This window comes from Ramlibacter sp. AN1133 (assembly GCF_037890035.1).
In the GTDB taxonomy this organism is placed as follows: domain Bacteria; phylum Pseudomonadota; class Gammaproteobacteria; order Burkholderiales; family Burkholderiaceae_C; genus Ramlibacter.
Genome location: NZ_JBBKTQ010000021.1, coordinates 19,916 through 36,420, shown reverse-complemented (window position 1 = coordinate 36,420; position 16,505 = coordinate 19,916). Strand labels below are relative to the sequence as shown.

At 66.4% G+C, this 16,505-nt stretch carries 11 protein-coding genes, 1 tRNA gene and 1 pseudogene; 4 read left to right on the top strand and 9 right to left on the bottom strand.

The annotated features are described in order from the left end of the window. Positions 1-54: 54 nt before the first annotated feature. The 5 genes from WG923_RS23205 to WG923_RS23185 all read right to left on the bottom strand — a co-directional run bounded on the left by WG923_RS23205 (position 55) and on the right by WG923_RS23185 (position 7,032). On the bottom strand, positions 55-1,386 hold the full coding sequence (locus WG923_RS23205; protein WP_340353382.1) for a S8 family peptidase: 1,332 nt from the start codon (positions 1,384-1,386) through the stop codon (positions 55-57). 11 nt (positions 1,387-1,397) lie between these two features. Next, entirely contained in the window at positions 1,398-1,643 is a 246-nt protein-coding gene (locus WG923_RS23200; RefSeq protein ID WP_340353381.1) for a hypothetical protein, read from the bottom strand. Between the two features lie 125 nt (positions 1,644-1,768). Further along, a complete protein-coding gene (locus tag WG923_RS23195) occupies positions 1,769-2,452 on the bottom strand; it encodes a hypothetical protein (protein WP_340353380.1) in 684 nt (227 codons plus the stop codon). Beyond that, positions 2,449-4,845, bottom strand: a complete 2,397-nt coding sequence (locus WG923_RS23190) for a patatin-like phospholipase family protein (RefSeq protein ID WP_340353379.1) — start codon at positions 4,843-4,845, stop codon at positions 2,449-2,451. Before WG923_RS23190 ends, WG923_RS23195 begins: the two co-directional genes overlap by 4 nt. A gap of 684 nt (positions 4,846-5,529) precedes the next feature. Continuing rightward, the gene (locus WG923_RS23185; protein ID WP_340353378.1) at positions 5,530-7,032 is read right to left on the bottom strand and encodes a phage integrase N-terminal domain-containing protein; all 1,503 of its coding nucleotides are present in this window, start codon (positions 7,030-7,032) and stop codon (positions 5,530-5,532) included. Between the two features lie 1,153 nt (positions 7,033-8,185). Here WG923_RS23185 and WG923_RS23180 point away from each other — a divergent pair. The 4 genes and pseudogenes from WG923_RS23180 to WG923_RS30445 form a co-directional block, all read left to right on the top strand. Continuing rightward, a complete protein-coding gene (locus tag WG923_RS23180) occupies positions 8,186-9,253 on the top strand; it encodes a ParM/StbA family protein (protein WP_340353377.1) in 1,068 nt (355 codons plus the stop codon). 704 nt (positions 9,254-9,957) lie between these two features. Then, the gene (locus tag WG923_RS23175; RefSeq protein ID WP_340353376.1) at positions 9,958-10,200 is read left to right on the top strand and encodes a hypothetical protein; all 243 of its coding nucleotides are present in this window, start codon (positions 9,958-9,960) and stop codon (positions 10,198-10,200) included. A gap of 488 nt (positions 10,201-10,688) precedes the next feature. Then, positions 10,689-10,853: an excisionase gene (locus tag WG923_RS23170; RefSeq protein ID WP_340353375.1), complete on the top strand. Its 165-nt coding sequence runs from the start codon at positions 10,689-10,691 to the stop codon at positions 10,851-10,853. Positions 10,854-10,859: 6 nt separating this feature from the next. Further along, positions 10,860-11,888, top strand: a pseudogene (locus WG923_RS30445) (Arm DNA-binding domain-containing protein); the annotation flags it as partial. Positions 11,889-12,076: 188 nt separating this feature from the next. On the opposite strand, the gene WG923_RS23160 reads toward WG923_RS30445, so the two are convergent. The 4 genes from WG923_RS23160 to WG923_RS23145 all read right to left on the bottom strand — a co-directional run bounded on the left by WG923_RS23160 (position 12,077) and on the right by WG923_RS23145 (position 16,480). Further along, a tRNA-Val gene (locus tag WG923_RS23160) sits at positions 12,077-12,153 on the bottom strand. After that, entirely contained in the window at positions 12,144-13,367 is a 1,224-nt protein-coding gene (locus WG923_RS23155) for an amidohydrolase family protein (RefSeq protein WP_340353373.1), read from the bottom strand. The genes WG923_RS23160 and WG923_RS23155 overlap by 10 nt, the downstream gene beginning before the upstream one ends. 1 nt (position 13,368) lies before the next feature. Next, on the bottom strand, positions 13,369-15,564 hold the full coding sequence (locus tag WG923_RS23150; RefSeq protein ID WP_340353372.1) for a RelA/SpoT family protein: 2,196 nt from the start codon (positions 15,562-15,564) through the stop codon (positions 13,369-13,371). Continuing rightward, a complete protein-coding gene (locus tag WG923_RS23145) occupies positions 15,536-16,480 on the bottom strand; it encodes an alpha/beta fold hydrolase (RefSeq protein WP_340353371.1) in 945 nt (314 codons plus the stop codon). Before WG923_RS23145 ends, WG923_RS23150 begins: the two co-directional genes overlap by 29 nt. Positions 16,481-16,505 lie beyond the last annotated feature (25 nt).

Sequence of the window (16,505 nt, the reverse complement as noted above, 5' to 3'; positions counted from 1 at the left end):
TGGTGAGGCAGTTCATTGTGTGCATCCGGTCGTTCGCGCCACCTCTGCGCCCGATCAGGGCAGGGCCTCGGCCTGCTGCGTGCAAAGTCGCCCCGCGTCGAGGATGCCGGCACCGAAGGGCTCGGGCTCCCACATCGGGGGCACCAGGCAGGTGGCGCGCGCCGCTGCCTTGAAGGCTTCCACGCGAGCGGCGCTGCGGCCGTAGCGCTGCGCGATCTCCGTGCGCCAGCGCAGCAGCCACAGCGCGGCGGTGCCGGTGGTGATGGCCGTTGCATAGGAGGTCCCGTCGCCGCCGCCCGCAAAGGAGGTGCCAAGCTGCGAACGCCGCGCCTCCGGACGGAAGATGTCCTTGGCCGGTGCACTGAAGGCGACTGTCGGCCCGAAGCTGCTGCCGCTCCAGGGCCGCTTCTGCCAGGTGACGCCGCCAACGGCGATGGCGGTGTCGAGCCGGGCGGGCACGACGACGGGATCCACGTAGTTGCCCGCGGCGCAGCAGACGATCACGCCCTGGTCGCGTGCATTGCGCATCACGGCGCGAATGGCGGCCGAGGCGACTGGCGGGAACACCCCGAGGCTTACGTTGACGGCGTCCACGCGCACGACGTTGACGAGGTAGTCGAGGGCCTCGACGAATTCCTGCTGGTGCGTGTTGATCACCACGGAGTCAGTGATGCGGACGATGACGTGCGGAACTCTGGGCGCGATGCCGTAGTACATCTCGCCGTCCTCCATTCGCGCGCAACCGGAAATCGTGGCGCCGATGCGGGTGCCGTGCCCTTTGTTCAGGGCTCCAAAGGCGAGCGGGTCGACTCCGTTGCCCGGCTCAGGCGGCGGCAGCACGGCGTACTCCGCCGGCACGTCCGGGTAGAGGAAGGTGCGGCAGGCGGAGGCGCGGATCCAGCTGGCAGCGTCGCCGGCACCGTCGTGGGCGAATGCGACATGGTGCGTGTATCCGGTGTCGATCTGCCCGACGACGATGTCGTGCCAGTCGATGGTATCGGGGCCACCGACCGCTTGCCACGCCGGCTGCACATTCACGGCATTCAGGTGCCACAGCCTGCCGCCCTCCTGCGCCGGGACCGGTTCGAGCGTCCTTGCGGGAACGTCCTCTTCGACGCGGTGGCGGCACAGCGTGTACGCATCGTCCTCGGTGATCAGTTCGACGCGCGTGGCACCGGCCTGCCTAAGCACCTGGTCGACGGGCAATCCGCTGCGCGCCTGCAGGTGCAGCAGCAGGTGTGGACGCAGCACCGCTTCGTGCACGCCGACCTGCAGCACTCCTACATCCACCTGTGGATGCGCGATCTGCGCGAGCGCCTGGCGGTACGCCTCGAAATCTGGCGATGGGCCCGCGATCACGACCTTGGCATAGTTCCTGGGGGACATCGTTCAGCCATTCACTGGGAGTTGAACTTGGGGACCACGATCACGCCGCCGCCGCCCAGCTTCTTGCTGGGGTGGGGCGAAGCCGAGACATGCCCGCCGTCTGCAGGCGTGGCGACCACTGGAGGAGCGCCCGCCTTCAGGCGCTGATAGAGCATGAAGGCGAGTCCATCCACGGACGGCTTGTCGCCGCCGACGATCCCACTCGGAAAGCGCGCTTCAAGGGCGGTATGGCATTTGGCGCGTTCGAAGTCGCTCATGGGGCCGGCCGGCGATTCCGCATAGGCGGCGCGCCGCAGGTGCCCATAGCATGGATCCGTGAGAGTCTCTGCCCCAAGGGGCAGTGCGCAGGCCGAGAAGGCCAGCAGGACTGCGATTCGGCACATCATCGGTTCTCCGGTTTTGCCACGGCGGCTTCAAACTCTTCCTTCGTCATGCACTTTCCCACCGACTTAAAAGCACACGCCTTAGCCGGGTCGGGCACGGCTCCGCCCTGCGTGTCAATCCAGAACGGCGGCAGGTCGATCTGCGACTTGTCCTTCACCCCCGTTACGATGAGCCAGCTGGCCAGCAGGAAGCAAAGCAAGCCCGGCGCCGTTCCCGACAGCACGACGCGCGCCTTGTCGCTGCTGTCGGCCGTCACCTGGAAAGCACCATCCGCGCCGATCACAAACAGCGCGAAGCCCATTGCCGCTAAGGCGAATGCGCCGCCGAAGCACACGATGACGAGCCCCTGCTTGTTGGAGACGAGCTTCGTGAGCGCCACGATGTGCATCGCACGGGCGGCCAGGTCGTGCCGCGCGCTCGACTCCAATTGCGCCGCCTCCTTGCCGGCCGCCTTCTCGATGGACGCCATGAACGGCGCCATGTCCGTATCCGCGAGCTTCAGCGACTGGAGGGCGCCATTCGACATGTACCATGCGACGCCGAGGTTGGCCCCCGCGATGAGTCCAGCGATCGCGATCACCCAGAGCTTGGCCGCGTTGGAGAGGCCCTGGTAAATGGAGGGAGGGGGATTGGGCGGGTTGGGCGGGTTGGGCGGGTTGGGCGGGTTGGGCGGGTCGATCATGCGTCTCTCCCTGTGCAGGCCTGCACGGCCCAGGTCTCGATCAGGTTCAGGTTCGCTTCAGTCAGGGGAGCGCCGAGCATGAGGCCCAGCTGGTGGTAGGCCTCCCACTGCATTTCGTCGAAGAACTGGTCACCCGTCGACTGCTGCGGAAACTCCTTGTTTCGCGCCGCATAGCTCGAAAGGTCCAGGGTCATGCCGGGGACCGGGCGCGGCTTGACCACCAGCAGCGTGGCGCCGCTGCCGTCGGCGTAGGTGACGCATCCGAGCAGGAGCCAGGCATTGCCCTCCTCCCGCTGGATCGCTGATGGCGAACCGATGCTCGCGTGCAGGCTCTTCTCCGCGTCGGTCGCGGACAGCCCGAGCTCCGGCGGCAGCACGAAGCGAATCACAGTCCCGTAGTCAATCTTCGCTTTGCGAACGAGGTTTTCGACGTCTTCCCACCGGTAGTCCGGATCCGCGCCGCAGTCAGCGACGACGATCAGGCGCGCCTTGCGCTTCAGGAGCGCATAAACGCCCGTATTCTCGAAATGGCCGCCGTCGGACAAGTACCACTGTGGGCTGCGCAAGCCGGGGAAGCGGGCCATCCCCTCTGCATGAATCAGCTCCGGCCTTGTGAGCGCGCGCCAAGTGCCACCATCGGGCCGGAGCAGGGACGCGTGCCAGAAACCCAGTCGCAGCCCCGACAGGAAAAGGAGGGCAGCCAGGCCCGGCGAGGTCTGGGAACCCATGCCGCTGCTCGCTGCGGCGCCAGAGATGGCTGCCCACGTCGACAGCTTGCCCGGCACCGCGGCCGCGTCGGCGGGCGGCAACTCCCCACCGGTTTCGGCTCCGAAGCTGCTGACCGTGAGCGCCACGCCTTTGCGATCGGCGTTGTAGTTCTGCGTACGGTCGTCCAGGGTCTGGTTGATGCAGCAGTTGACCAGGTGGATCGGACCGCCTGCGGCATGCGGCTGGTACTGTGCCAACTCGATGTCATCGCCGTGCATGGCTTCGATGACGCTGCGAGCGAGGCTGGTGGAAGGCCGGTCGGCGCCTGCCAGAACGCTCTGGCCGAAACGCTCCGCATTGCCGCAGGAGACGTAGGCCCGCTCGATGCGGGCTCGGTAGAAGTTGTGCAACGAGGAGAGGTTCAACATCTCCAGATCGCGCATCCTGGCAAGAATGTAGATCAGCGGCAGGCCGACCAGAACCAGCCATTTCGCCACCCCTACCGCCGCAGCCTGTCCGGGGGCGCCCACGGCTACATGCAACCACTGCCACTGCAGGTGAACAATGAGGAACTGACACATCGTGGCCCAGGCCAGGGCGAGAAGCATCAGCAGCGACAGGCCGGCGATGTGCAGCAAGCGTTCGGTCTTCACCGGCCGAGTTTTCGCCTGCTCCATCCATTTGCGGATACGAGGCAGGGCCAGGCGCGCTCCCGCGACCAGCGGCACCGGCAAGGCGGAGACGAGGCTGACTTTCAGCGGCGCGTTCGCCTCGGCCAGCCACCGTGCGAGGAACCAGGATGCCCAGTCGAGGATGCCTGCCACGGCCATGAGCAACAACGCCCAGAGAGACAGCGCCAGCCCCTTGGTATGCCCCAGCCGAGCCGCCGGCACGCTCGCCTGCCCATGCAGCAGCCGCCAGATGATGGCGGTAGCCGGAGTGAACAGCAGCAGGCATGCCAGCGCCGCCAGGACGTGACGCGGCGCCGACGGCGGAACTGCCAGCGCATTCAACGCGTCGCTGCCCCAGTTCCAACCAAGGTACGCGCAGGCAGCGGCGACGAGGAGGTCTGTCGCCGTCGATCGCGAAGTGCGAGTCCCCCGCACGAACCAGTAAGCGAAGATGTTATGGGAGGCGAAGGCGATAGGAATTGAGAGCGCCAGGAACCAGAAGGAGCCGGCGTTCTCGTGGAAGTGCGTTAGCCAAGCAGCCCACGCGTCGCTGTTGACCGCCTGCAGCAGGACGTATGGCAGCAGCAGCAGACCCGTCATGACGATCAGGAGCATGCCGACCTCGAACTGCGTCGCCATGATGCCGCGGAAGACGGACGCGAAGGCCTGGCCGAGGTCGCGAGCACCCGCTGGAGTGAGATAGCGCCCGTTGCTACGCAGCCACCACAGCAGCAAGGTATCGTCGCGCGCAATGCCAGCCTCCACTTCAGCTGCCGTGCGCTTTCCGTCGTACAGCCGCCCGAGCGCGGCGCCAATATAGCCGCCACCGGAGACAGTGGAGAGATGGTCGAATCGCCGGAAAACCCCGTTGCGCGCGAATGCCCGGATCAGCCCGAAACAGAAGGTCGCGCTGCGGATGCCGCCGCCGGACAGGGCCAGGGCCCAGTGCGGCCGCGCGAGCTCGGCGTCGGGGTAGCCCGCCGCGGCTCTCCGGGCGGTGACCGCGCTTTGCATGGACGCGAACGCTAGGTCCTCCGAGGCGACTCGCGCCTGCAAGTGCGGATCGGGCGCGCTGTCTTGCTCCAGAATGATTCTCCCTGCGCGATGAATTGTTGTCGCACAGTCTTGTGGCAACTCGTTACGCGCGCATCCTCATTACGGAGGATGGCAATGAACGCACGGACTTGCGGCACATGAAGGGGCACTGACCGATCTGCGATCGCTCGCTCGCGCCGCTTCAGGTTCACGTACTCCACTCGCTCCGCGATGTTGGTGCAGGGGGCAACCCGTTGCGGACACACGCCTCCCAGCTTCCGGCCGCACGCGAAGGTGGAAGTACCCTTCCGGCGCCGCAGTTCTCCGGCTGCACCGCTGAAACGGCCGCGGAAGGCAAGACCCGTTGAACTGCAGCCGCTAGGTGAGCTTCCGGTAAAGGCGCGAGCCGATCGCCGACGCGATGCCGCGTCTGTGCGTTTGCCTGCCGCCAGGCGCGGACGGCACCCGGCGCCTCGTGTGCTCTGAACCACCTCGGACGTGGCACGCGCAATCTCCGACGCAATTCGGCCCGAAACCCTCCAACAGACGCAGCGGTCGGCACGCAGTTGGCGATGTCGTCCTCTCTGTTGGTGCCGCTTGCGACTCGTCCTGTGGCGCGCGAGATCGCGCCTACCTTGCCCGCTGGCCAAGGTCTCGTCTTGTCTAATCCGGATTCCGCAGGCACCCTTTGCCGAACACGATTTCGGTCGAATCATCCGGCGGCATCGAGTCGACCCAAGGGAGCACCCTGATGTTCAGCGCCGTCACGCTCTCCAGGGTTCGTTGCAGCGTCTGTAGCCAGGCTGCTGCTGCCTTGAAGCTCTGCACGCCATCTTCGAGCCGAACCGCGATGTGCATTGCTCTTCCCTCTGGCGGCAGACCGCCGCGGCCGCAGGCGCCCACCATCCATGCGTCCGTGACGCCCGCGTCCAGGAGTGCGCCATAGCCGGGCTCCAGCTTGCGGAGCGACTCCCTAATGCGCGAAAGCTGTGTCTTGCCCAGCTTCGTGGTTGAGCCCACGTAGGCGGCCGATATCGTCTTGCGTTCATGTCCCAGCTGCTTACTGACTTCCGTGAGCGCCAATGCCACGAGTTCGGAATGCTTGGTGTACACCGCCGCAGGAAGCAGTCCGAGCACCGGGGCGGAGAGGCCGCACACGTCCTGGAACAGGTCACAGGCGAACTGGTGCCGTAAACCGTGGGGCGTGATCCCAATCCCGGTCTTGTGGATCCCGTACTTGCGCATCACCCAGTGGAAGTGGTTCTTCATCCGCTTGAGAGTCATGCCTGGAACGGAGAGCTCCCCTCTCGGGTGGAGCGCCGCGAGGGCCTTGGCGCGCTCCAGCACCTCTTTCTGGTAACGCGCGAACTCCTGGTTCGCCTTGAAGTAGTACACCGTCCGGTGCTTGCCTCCCTTGGTGCCCCGCGTGACGCCGAGGCCGGCGCCGTTCGTCTCCCTATCGGACTCCGCCGGCCTGATGTGGAAGGCTTCGTTGTCGCGCAGCCCCCATGCATAGAGCATCTCCATCTGGCAAGCAACGACCGCGTGGCCGTCGTTGCAAATCCGTTCGATGAGCCCCAGAGGATCGTGCCCTAGGTCGCGCCAGCCCTTCTGCAGCTCGGGGATGTACTGCCGGCCCTCGAGCGCAAGGCCCTTGACGAGCAGCATCGTGCGCAGCTTCTCGCCTTCCGGAATCACGTGCTCTTTCCCTGCCAGACAGAAGAAGCGACGCAGGATGGAAAGATAGTTCTGAATGCACCCGGGGCTCAGGCCCCTGTCCTGCCAGGCCCGAACCAGGGCGACGACGTGCGCGCTGCCCAGCTCGCCGATGTTCTGGATCGGGCAGCGCAGCGACGGCAGCATCCTCACGAACTGGACCAGGTGCTTCGGCAGGTCTGCAAAGCGCTTGTCGCCCAGAAACCTGGGCCGCCCCTTGGCCGCCGGGATGGTGCGAACCGAGAAGAGATAGCCGATCTGCCTGATCGGGTCACCGGCATGCAGCTCGCGCGCAGTTGCGATCGGCTTGCGGAACATGCCGTCTCCGCGCTTGGCGATCCTCTCCTGCTCTTTCTCCTTTTGCCGCTGGCGACGCAGTTCCGCATTCACCTTGCGCGGATCGGGCAGGTGCAGTTCGTCGTCGGTGGATCGTGCCTGGTGCATTTCCATTGGCGATTTCCTCCTGGTATGAGAGCTCAACGCGTGGCGCCGGTCCAGATCGTCACGAGCACAGGAATGGACAACCGGCAGCGCAAGGCCGGATCAAAACGGAAGTCGACACAGCCCGGCACTTGAGCAAAGTCTCCTGCCAGCGGGGGGCTAGTTCCCGCGTGACATCCCTGTTGGCATAGGGACACCCTGGCGCAATCAATGGCGCCAGGGGAGTTCACCGCCAGCACAGCTGACGGGGCCAGGTGGGCGGCCGACCCGATGTGCGCTATTCGCGCACCGTAGTTGCGTTTCCTTTTCAGCTCCGGCAGATCCGCCGGACTGCCCATGGAACCAGTTGCGCACAGACATGTAGGCCTACCAGGCCGCCCGGCATCTGCCAGGAGTCAGTGCGAAGGTGGTATCGCAAGGAACGGAAACGAAAATGCCAATCGCACTCGCGCGGGAGCTCCACTTTCGGGGAAGCGCCCTGCTGGCGGGCCTGATTTCCAGGCCGAAGGTGACTTTGCTTTTGGGCGCTCCAGACGGAGTCACCACTTCCAGCCTCAATGGCCGGCAGCACGGGGCATCTGGGCCCCAGGTTCAGGCTCTCTGCCTGGAATGAGGCGTACCCGCCTCGACCGATTCGGCATTCGCCGATGCAATCTCCTCGCGGAGGAAGCGCTGGGAAGAATACATACCGTCTGACTGGCTGTCACGCGCAAAGGGCCCGCTGTGGGCAGCCTGTACACCGCAGGCCGGTTCACCACCGCCCTCAGTTTTCGTCCGAGGCCCGGCACACAAGTGGACAGGGCGCCGGCGGGCGCTTCAGGCCCTTTGATCGGCAGCACTCAGGTTCATTTGAGGCACGGGACTTTCTCTGTTCCCTGAGGTGTGGAAAAGCGGGCGCGGTCCATCGCAGCCGGTGGACTTGGCTGCATGGCGGCCGGCGATGCGAGCCGGCCCTTGCAATGGGGCGCGTCCGGAAGCGGCGGCACACGCAAGACGCGCTATGTGTCATCGATGGCGCGGAGCAGACTCACCGGCCATTTCCACGGAGCACTGGCACGTACAAGCCGCATGGGGTGCCGCCCTGGCCCTGGCCGTTTGCCAGCGACTCTTCTGACTTTCAAACTGCCTGCCCTTGCACGTGTGCTTCAAGGATGGGGAACGAATGGAAAGATCGACGACAGTCTCCGTTGGAGTGCGCGCCATCGACGTGGGCTACTTCAATGTGAAGTACACGAAGGGCCGAAAAGCTGCCGGTGACTCCAGCACCATCGACGTTGGGATCTACCCGTCTCTGGCACCACAGGCGCTAGCGAGCGACCTGAACCTGGCCAATGGCCCTGGCAGGGCTGACGCGTGCACTGTCAATGTGCGTGGCGTGAATTACGTCGTCGGGCCAGGCGCGATCTACTACACCAGCGGCACCGAGCCCCGACCGGTCGATCCGGAGTACTGCCAGACGGACAAGTACTACGCGCTGATGCTCGGCGCGATGCATTACATGGCGAAGGACGCTGGAGCGAGACAGGATTTTGCAATCGACACACTTGTCCTGGGACTGCCGCTGAACACCTTCCACCGTCACGCGGCGAGACTTGAGGAGCGAATGCGCGGCGAGCACTTCATTGGAACCAGCGACTCGAAGGGCCTGCGCCGCATCACCATCGGGACGTCGATCGTCCGCGTGCAGCCGTTCGGAGGGCTGGTCAACTTCGGTATGACACGACGTGCGCAACTGGATGGCTGGACCTTGGTCCTGGATCCGGGCGGTGGAACGCTCGACTGGTTCATGTCGCATGGGCAGGTACCGAACTGGAGGCGATCGGGTGCGTACCACAAGGCGATGCTCCAATGCGCCTATGCCGTCGCCGATCGAATCAACCCCAGTTGGAAAACCCAGTTCGAAGTCGTCCAGGCTATCGACGACGCACTGCGCACGAACGCAGCGAGCTTCACGGTAGGGGCGCGGCAATTCGAGCTTTCCGCCTACCGGTCGGCCATCGATGCGGTCCTGCACGAGTCAGTTCAGGCGATGCTGGACTGCACAGGGCCGCTGGATGCCGTGAAACGCGTTCTGCTCACCGGCGGCGGAGCGACAGTGTTTCACGAGTACTTGGCCCGCACCATCCCGACTCTGGCTCCGCTGATGGAAATTGACACCGACCCCATCTTCTCGAACGTGCGTGGCTTTCAGATCCTCGGCGAAGTGCTCCATCGAGGCTCTGCGCGTTGAGGAGAACGGATTGAACGAGGAGAAGCCGCCCGGACGACGATCCCGTCGGCTTCAGATTCGTGTCTCCGTAGACGAGCACATGCACGAGCTGTTCACACGGTTGCAGGGAGTACCCTCCGCGCTGCGCGGGCGCGAACTGGTGGCCCTGGCGCGCGTGGCATGTGGCCTGAATGCGGTGAGTTCGCCCCTCACAGCGCTGCTGCCTTCCCCAGGAAGTCCCGGCGTCTCTCTTTCAGCTGGCGTGGCCGGGGTGCCTGTCCTCGCAGCTGTCCCGGAGACGACGCCGGCACCGTCTCCTGAGAGCCTTTCGGTGCAGGCGGCCAGGCGCGCCGCGGCGACTTTCGACGCAGACTTTCTCATGGCCATTCCGTCACCAGAGTAGGAGGAAGAGCATGCTGCGCCCATTGAAGTGGAACCGCTTGCGGGTCCGCCTTTGACCCGCGCCGCGCGAGACTTTGAACATTCGCAAAGAAGTCCTCGGACCCCGGGCAGTTCGCGAAATACTGGCGGCCTCGTCGCCGCCGCCGCCCGAAACCAGCGGGAATCTTCCTGCGAGGCCCTTGACATGCGTTCAGTACGTGAGAGGCTGGGGAATCGGCAAGCGAAGGAAAGGCCCACCCATGCCCCAAGAAGCGAAGCTGCATCTGAGAGCGAGGGACTTTCGGCAGCACCCAGCAATGGACAGTTGCGAGCCGCACTGGTTGATGAGCACCGTCTATGGACGGCACCTCGTCAAGACAAAGCTGCGACAGATGCGCCCGGACCTGCGCGTAAGTTTGATGGGAAACCAACCGGAATACGAGCCGCTGCTGGAATCGGCAATCGACGTACTGGACCTGCGGGATTGGGCGCAGCCGAACACGCTATCCCAGCGGCTGAATGCGCTGTACAAAGTCCTTGGAATGACGCTCCGGTTGGCCGACGCTTCGGCGCGGTCAGTGCTTTGAGGTGATGAGTAGCTCGCGCTCGGGAAATTCGCCAAAAACGGGGCTGCCCACCGGATGGAACCTTCACGACAGTTCCCTGCCGTGGAAATAGCATCAATGCCTCCCCCTTACGCCAAGCGCTCTGTGGGGCGCCGTGCCGCCCCATGTCGCACATTCTCCAGGCGGGCCATCGGCCAACCGCCAGACACACTTGCGCGTCGGCGGCACGCGCGTGGGGCTGTTGTCCCACCTCGGGCCCTGAGCGGTTGCCAGCAGGCCGACTGCCTCGGAAACTACCCTCCTGCAGACCTGTTGGGTCTACCCCAGACGCCCCTCCACGCACTCTGAGTGCTTCTCAGCGGCAGCGGGGCAGGACAACAAGAAAGGAGCAGGCGCGAATATGAGGGAACGAGCAAATATGCTCCAGAAGTCCCCTCGATCTCGCAAGTTCGGCAAGATTGGGAGAAGTGACGATGGTTCCACATCTTCGGGTCAAGAAGTTCTGCGAAATGACCGGCTGGACGGAGAAGGCCGTCAGCCGAAAGCGCGAGGAAGGCGTATGGCGCGAGGGGTTTGAGTACCACAAGGCGCCTGACGGCTCCATCGTGATGGATGTCGAGGGCTACAACCGCTGGGCCGAAAAGCAGCCTCGGACCGCCCAACCGGCACAATGACCAACGATGGCCAGAACAGCGACCAGCGGCCGCGTGGAGATTCGGAACAACAGCATCCGGATCAAGTTCACCTATGCCGGTGAACGCTGCGCAGAAACGGTGCGCATCGAAGGCAAGGCGTTATTGCCGACGCCAGCAAACGTGAAGTTCGCCAGACGCCTCGCGAGCGACGTGCAGAAGGCGATAAACGCTGGCACGTTCGACTATGCGGAGCACTTTCCGGACTCTCCGCGCGCACCCAAGCGAGCGCCGCAGCGCGAACACGTCTTCGGCGAACTTGCGAAGCTTTGGCTGCAGTCGAAGGGCAGGCTCACCGCAGCGACGAAGGACCAGTACGGCACCGCAGTCAGGTTCTGGACTCGCATGTTCGGCGCCAACACCCCCGTCGGCCAGATCGACCACAAGGTGGCCGAAGCGAAGATCGGCAGCTTCCACTGGAAGAGCGCCAAGCAGCACAACAACTACATGATTGCCTTGCGGGGCATCTTCGGCATGGAATACCGCGGCACCCGCGCCGCCCTGGCACCGGTCGCGGAAATCGAGAACATGCCCGTCGTCAAGAAGAAGCCGGACCCACTGACCCGGGGCGAGCGGGATCGCGTGCTGGCCCAGATGAAGGCGCGCTTTGACGAACGCGTTTACGCCTATTTCCTCTTCGCGTTCTACTGCGGGATGCGACCGGAGGAGATCATTGCACTTCGCTGGGGTGACATCGACTTCGCTGCGGCGACGGCGCGCGTACAGCGCGTCAGGACCTTCCGGGGCGCTGAGCGAGACGGCAGCAAGACGAACTGCGAGCGCGATGTTGACCTGGTGCCACAAGCGCTCGAGGCTCTTGACATCATGCGCGCGCATACGTGCGAAAGGTCCGCTGAGGTCTTCCAGAACCCTGTCACTGGCGAACCCTGGCACGACGAGCGCAGCCAGCGTGATCACTACTGGAAACCGACGCTGAAAGCTCTAGGGATTCGCGCGCGGCGCGCGTACTGCACTCGGCACACCTACTGCACCGTAGCGCTCATGGCCGGCGTTCCGCCCGCCTACATCGCTGCGCAGGCGGGTCACAGCGTGAAGATGCTGTTGGAGGTCTACGCCCGCTGGATTCCGTCTGCGGACGGCGGCGCGGCCAGGCGAATGCTGGTCGCGGCCATGGGCGATTTGTCCCTGGATTGTCCCCAGACGGATCCCCAAAACGCTAAGTCGTTGATCCGAAAGGGAGAAATTGGTAGGCGCGATTGGACTCGAACCAACGACCCCCACCATGTCAAGGTGGTGCTCTAACCAGCTGAGCTACGCGCCTGTCGTTGAGCCCGCTATTGTAGCAGAGGAAATCAGCGACCCTTGCCGGGCGACGATGCGGCCGCGCGAAACGACCAGCCTGCGCTCGGGGTGCGCGACCACGGCTTCCTGGATGTTCCGCGCCTGCACGAGCACCAGGTCCGCGCGGCAGCCCGGCGCCAAGCCGTGATCGGCGAAGCCGCAGACCTCGGCTCCCGCGGAGGTGACGGTCTCCAGCGCGAGCGCGAGTTCGTCGTCGCGGCGCAGGTTGTTGCGCAGGCCGAGCAGCATCGCGCGTTCGAGCATGTCGGGGCGGCCGTAAGGCGTCCATGTGTCGCGGATGCCGTCGTTGCCCGCCGCGACGCGCACCCCCGCGGCGCGGCAGGCGAGCAGCGGCGGAACGGGCCGCGACGCGGTGCCGGTGGTGACGATCGCCACCTCCAGCCGCGCCATGCGTTCGAGCAGGCGCCCGCGACCGGCCTCGTCCACGTCCCCGAGGCAGAAGCAATGGCTGATCACGACGCGGCGCTGCATCCCCCAGGACTGCACGCGATCGAGGATGCCGGCCAGCGTCGCCGCGCCCTCCTCCCCGGTTTCGTGCAGGTGGATGTCCAGCGGCTTGCCGTGGCGCCCCGCGATGGCGAACAGCAGGTCGAGCGACGCGTCGCGCTCGCCATCGATCGCCTGCGGATCCAGCCCGCCCAGCACGTCTGCGCCCAGGCGCAACGCCTCCTCCAGCAAGGCGGCCGTCCCGGGACGCACGATCAATCCGGATTGCGGAAAGGCGACCATCTGCAGCTCCATCGCATCGCCCAGCGTCTCGCGCGTGCGCAGCACGCCCTCGAGATGGCGCAGGCCGGCATCGGTGTCGATGTCCACATGCGTGCGCAGCCGCGTCGTGCCCTGCGCCAGGAAGGCGCGCGCCAGCGCGAGCGACTGTGCAGCGGCATCGTGGCCACTCCCGGCGCGAAAGCGCCGCTCGTTGTCGATGCGGTCGGCAAGGCGCGGCCCGACGACCGCGTTCACGTACCAGGGCAGCCCCCACAAGGTCTTGTCCAGGTGGGTGTGCGATTCGACCAGGCCGGGCAGCAGCAGCGCGCCCGCGCCCGGCTCCTCCAGCACTCCGGCAACGCGCGGCAACCCCGAACCCATCGCCGCGATCACCCCGTCGCGCACCAGCACATCGACGCTAGCCCCGCCCAGGGGCCGCACGTCGCGCAGCAGCAGGTCGCCCATCTCAGCGCCGCCGCGCCGACTGCACGCCCGAGACGTCGCGCACGATGGCGAGCACCTTGCCCAGGCGCTGCGAATCGGCGACTTCCACGGTGAACGTCATCCAGGCCGTGCCGCGCACCGACTGCGTCTGCACGCCCACGACGTTCATCTTCTCCTTGGCGAACACTTCCGAGATGTCGCGCAGCAGGCCCTGGCGATCGCTGGCTTCGATGGCCACGTCGACCGGGTAGACCTGGGCCTCGCCCTTGGGCCGGCCCCATTCCACCTCGATCACGCGCTCCGGGCTGCGGCCCGCGATCTCGCGGAAGTTGGCGCAGTCGCGGCGGTGAATGCTCACGCCCTTGCCGCGCGTGACGAAGCCGCTGATCGCGTCCGGCGGCGCCGGCTTGCAGCACTTGGCCAGCTGCGTCATCAGCGAATCCACGCCCACCACCAGCACGCCGCCCTTGGGCGACTTCGCCCCGACCGGCTTGGACTTCTTCGCCAGCAGGACTTCGTCCTCGCTCGGCGCGGGCTCCGGCGGGTTCAGCAGCGTCTCGATGGTGCGCAGCGAGAATTCGTCCTTGCCGACGACGGCGAACAGGTCCTCGGCGGACTTGAACCCCAGCTTGGCGGCCAGGTCCTCCAGCTTGAACGCGGTCCGGCCTTCGCGCTGCAGCAGGCGCTCGACGAGTTCGCGCCCGCGCGCCACCGTCTCGTGCCGCAGCTGCTCGTTGAACCACGCCCGCACCTTGCTGCGCGCGCGGTTGCTGGCCAGGAAGCCCAGTTCCGGGTTGAGCCAGTCGCGCGAGGGCCCGCCTTCCTTGGCCGTGACGATCTCCACCGTCTGGCCGTTGGCCAGCGGCTTGTTCAGGGGAACCATCGCGCCGTCCACGCGCGCGCCGCGGCAGCGGTGGCCCAGGCTGGTGTGCACCGTGTACGCGAAGTCCACCGCGGTGGACCCCTTGGGCAGTTCCACGATCGAGGCCTGCGGCGTCAGCACGTAGATGCTGTCCTCGAACAGGCCCTTGTCGGAGCCCGAGAGGTCGCGCTCCCAGGCGAGCAGCTGCCGCAGCACGGCGATCTTGGTGTCGTACTCGCTGGAGGCGCTGACGCCGGCGTAGCCCTTGTGCCCCGCCTCCTTGTACGCCCAGTGCGCGGCCACGCCGTGCTCCGCGTGTTCGTGCATCGCGTGGGTGCGGATCTGGATCTCGATCGGCCGCCCCGCGGCGTCGCGCACGATGGTGTGCAGCGACTGGTAGCCGTTCGGCTTCGGCTTGGCGATGTAGTCGTCGAACTCCTCGAGGATGGGAGTGAAGCGCGAATGCACCCAGTCGAGCGCCCCGTAGCAGTCCTTCACGTCCGGCACGATCACGCGCAGCGCCCGCACGTCGAGCACCTGCCCGAAGTCGAGCGACTTGCCGCGCATCTTCTTGACGATGCTGTAGATGTGCTTGGGCCGGCCGTGCACCTGCGCGTGGATGCCCTGGGCGCGCAGCTCCGTTTCGAGCTGGCGCCGCAGCTGGTCGACGTAGTCCTCGCGCTCGACGCGCTTCTCGTCCAGCCAGCGCGCGACCTGCTTGTACGTCTCGGGCTCGAGGAAGCGGAAGGCCAGGTCCTCCATCTCCCACTTGACCTGCCAGATGCCCAGGCGGTTGGCCAGCGGGGCGAACACCTGCAGCGCCTCGCGCGCCACGGCGGGCGGCATGGGCTGCTTGGTCGCGGCGTAGTAGCGCAGCGTCTGCAGGCGGGAGGCCAGGCGCAGCATCACCACCCGCAGGTCGCGCGAGAACGCCAGCAGCATCTTGCGCACGTTCTCGGTCTGCACCCGCGGGTCTTCGAGGAAGTGCTCGGCGCCGCGCGCCTGCTGCTGCACGCGCACCAGCTTGGTCGTCTCCACCGCCAGCGCCGCATAGCTTTCGCCGAAGGCCTTGGCGATCACGTCCTGCGGCTTGTTCAGGTGCGGCACGGCGTACACGAGGTAGCTCGCCGCCTGCATGGCCTCCGAGCCGCCCATGGACTTGAGGATGGAGGCGACCGCGTCGGCGTGCGCGAGCGTGTTCTCGCCGGTCTCCAGCGTCTCGCCGGCGATCAGCGGCTCGGCGAAGGCGCGCGAGCGCTGCAGCGCGTTGGCCTGCTGCGGCAGGGCCTGTTCGGCCGCGGCCACCAGGTCCGGCACGGCGCGGCTCTCACCCTGTTCCGCTGTATGGCTTTTCATCGGTGGCGGATTCCGTGTCCAGGAGGAAGGCCGCGACGGCCTCCACCTGCGTGTCGGCAACGAGCGTCGGCGCATGGCCCACGCCCTCGAATTCGACCAGGCGCGGCTGCGGGCCGCGGCGCGTCATCTCCAGCGCGGTCTCGCGCGAGAGCAGGTCGGAGTCGGCACCGCGCAGCAGCAGCGTGCGGGCGCGCACGGCGTCATAGAGCTGCCACAGGGCGGCCTGGCCCGCCTGCGCATCGGCCTCGGTGATCGAGCGGAACGGCACCGCGATGGCGGGGTCGTAGTGCAGCGTGAAGCCGCCCTCCGGCAGCGCCTTGACCATGGCCTGCGACAGCGCCAGCCACTGCTCGGGGGTGTGGGGCCCGAAGCTGCGCGAGATCTGCCACATGGCGTCGGCGGCCTGCTGCACCGACTCGAAGCGGCCGGTGTTGCCCAGGTAGGTGGCTATGCGCTGCAGCGCGGACCACTGGATCACCGGGCCCACGTCGTTCAGGACCAGGCGGCGCACCGGGACGGGCAGCGGCAGCTTGGGCGCGCCGCACAGCGTCAGGCCGATCAGCCCGCCCATGCTGGTGCCCACCCAGTCGAGGGTCCCGATCGGCGCGGCGGCATGGAGCTGGTGCAGGAGCTGCAGCATGTCGCCGGCGTACTGGGGGATGCCGTAGCCCTGGGGCTGCGCCAGCCAGTCGCTGCGGCCGCGGCCCACCACGTCCGGGCACGCCACGCGCAGCGGATGCGGGCTGCGTTCGAGCAGGCCGCGCGCCAGCACGTCGAAGTCGCGGCCCTGGCGCGACAGCCCGTGGACGCAGACGACCACGTGCCGCGCATCGGGCTCGCCCCACAGCCAGTACGCCATCCGGTGCGTGCCGGAAGCGTCGGGGCAGGATACGTAGTTCAGCGTAGGGACGGTCATGGAGGGCGCGCGGCCGGGAAGCGAT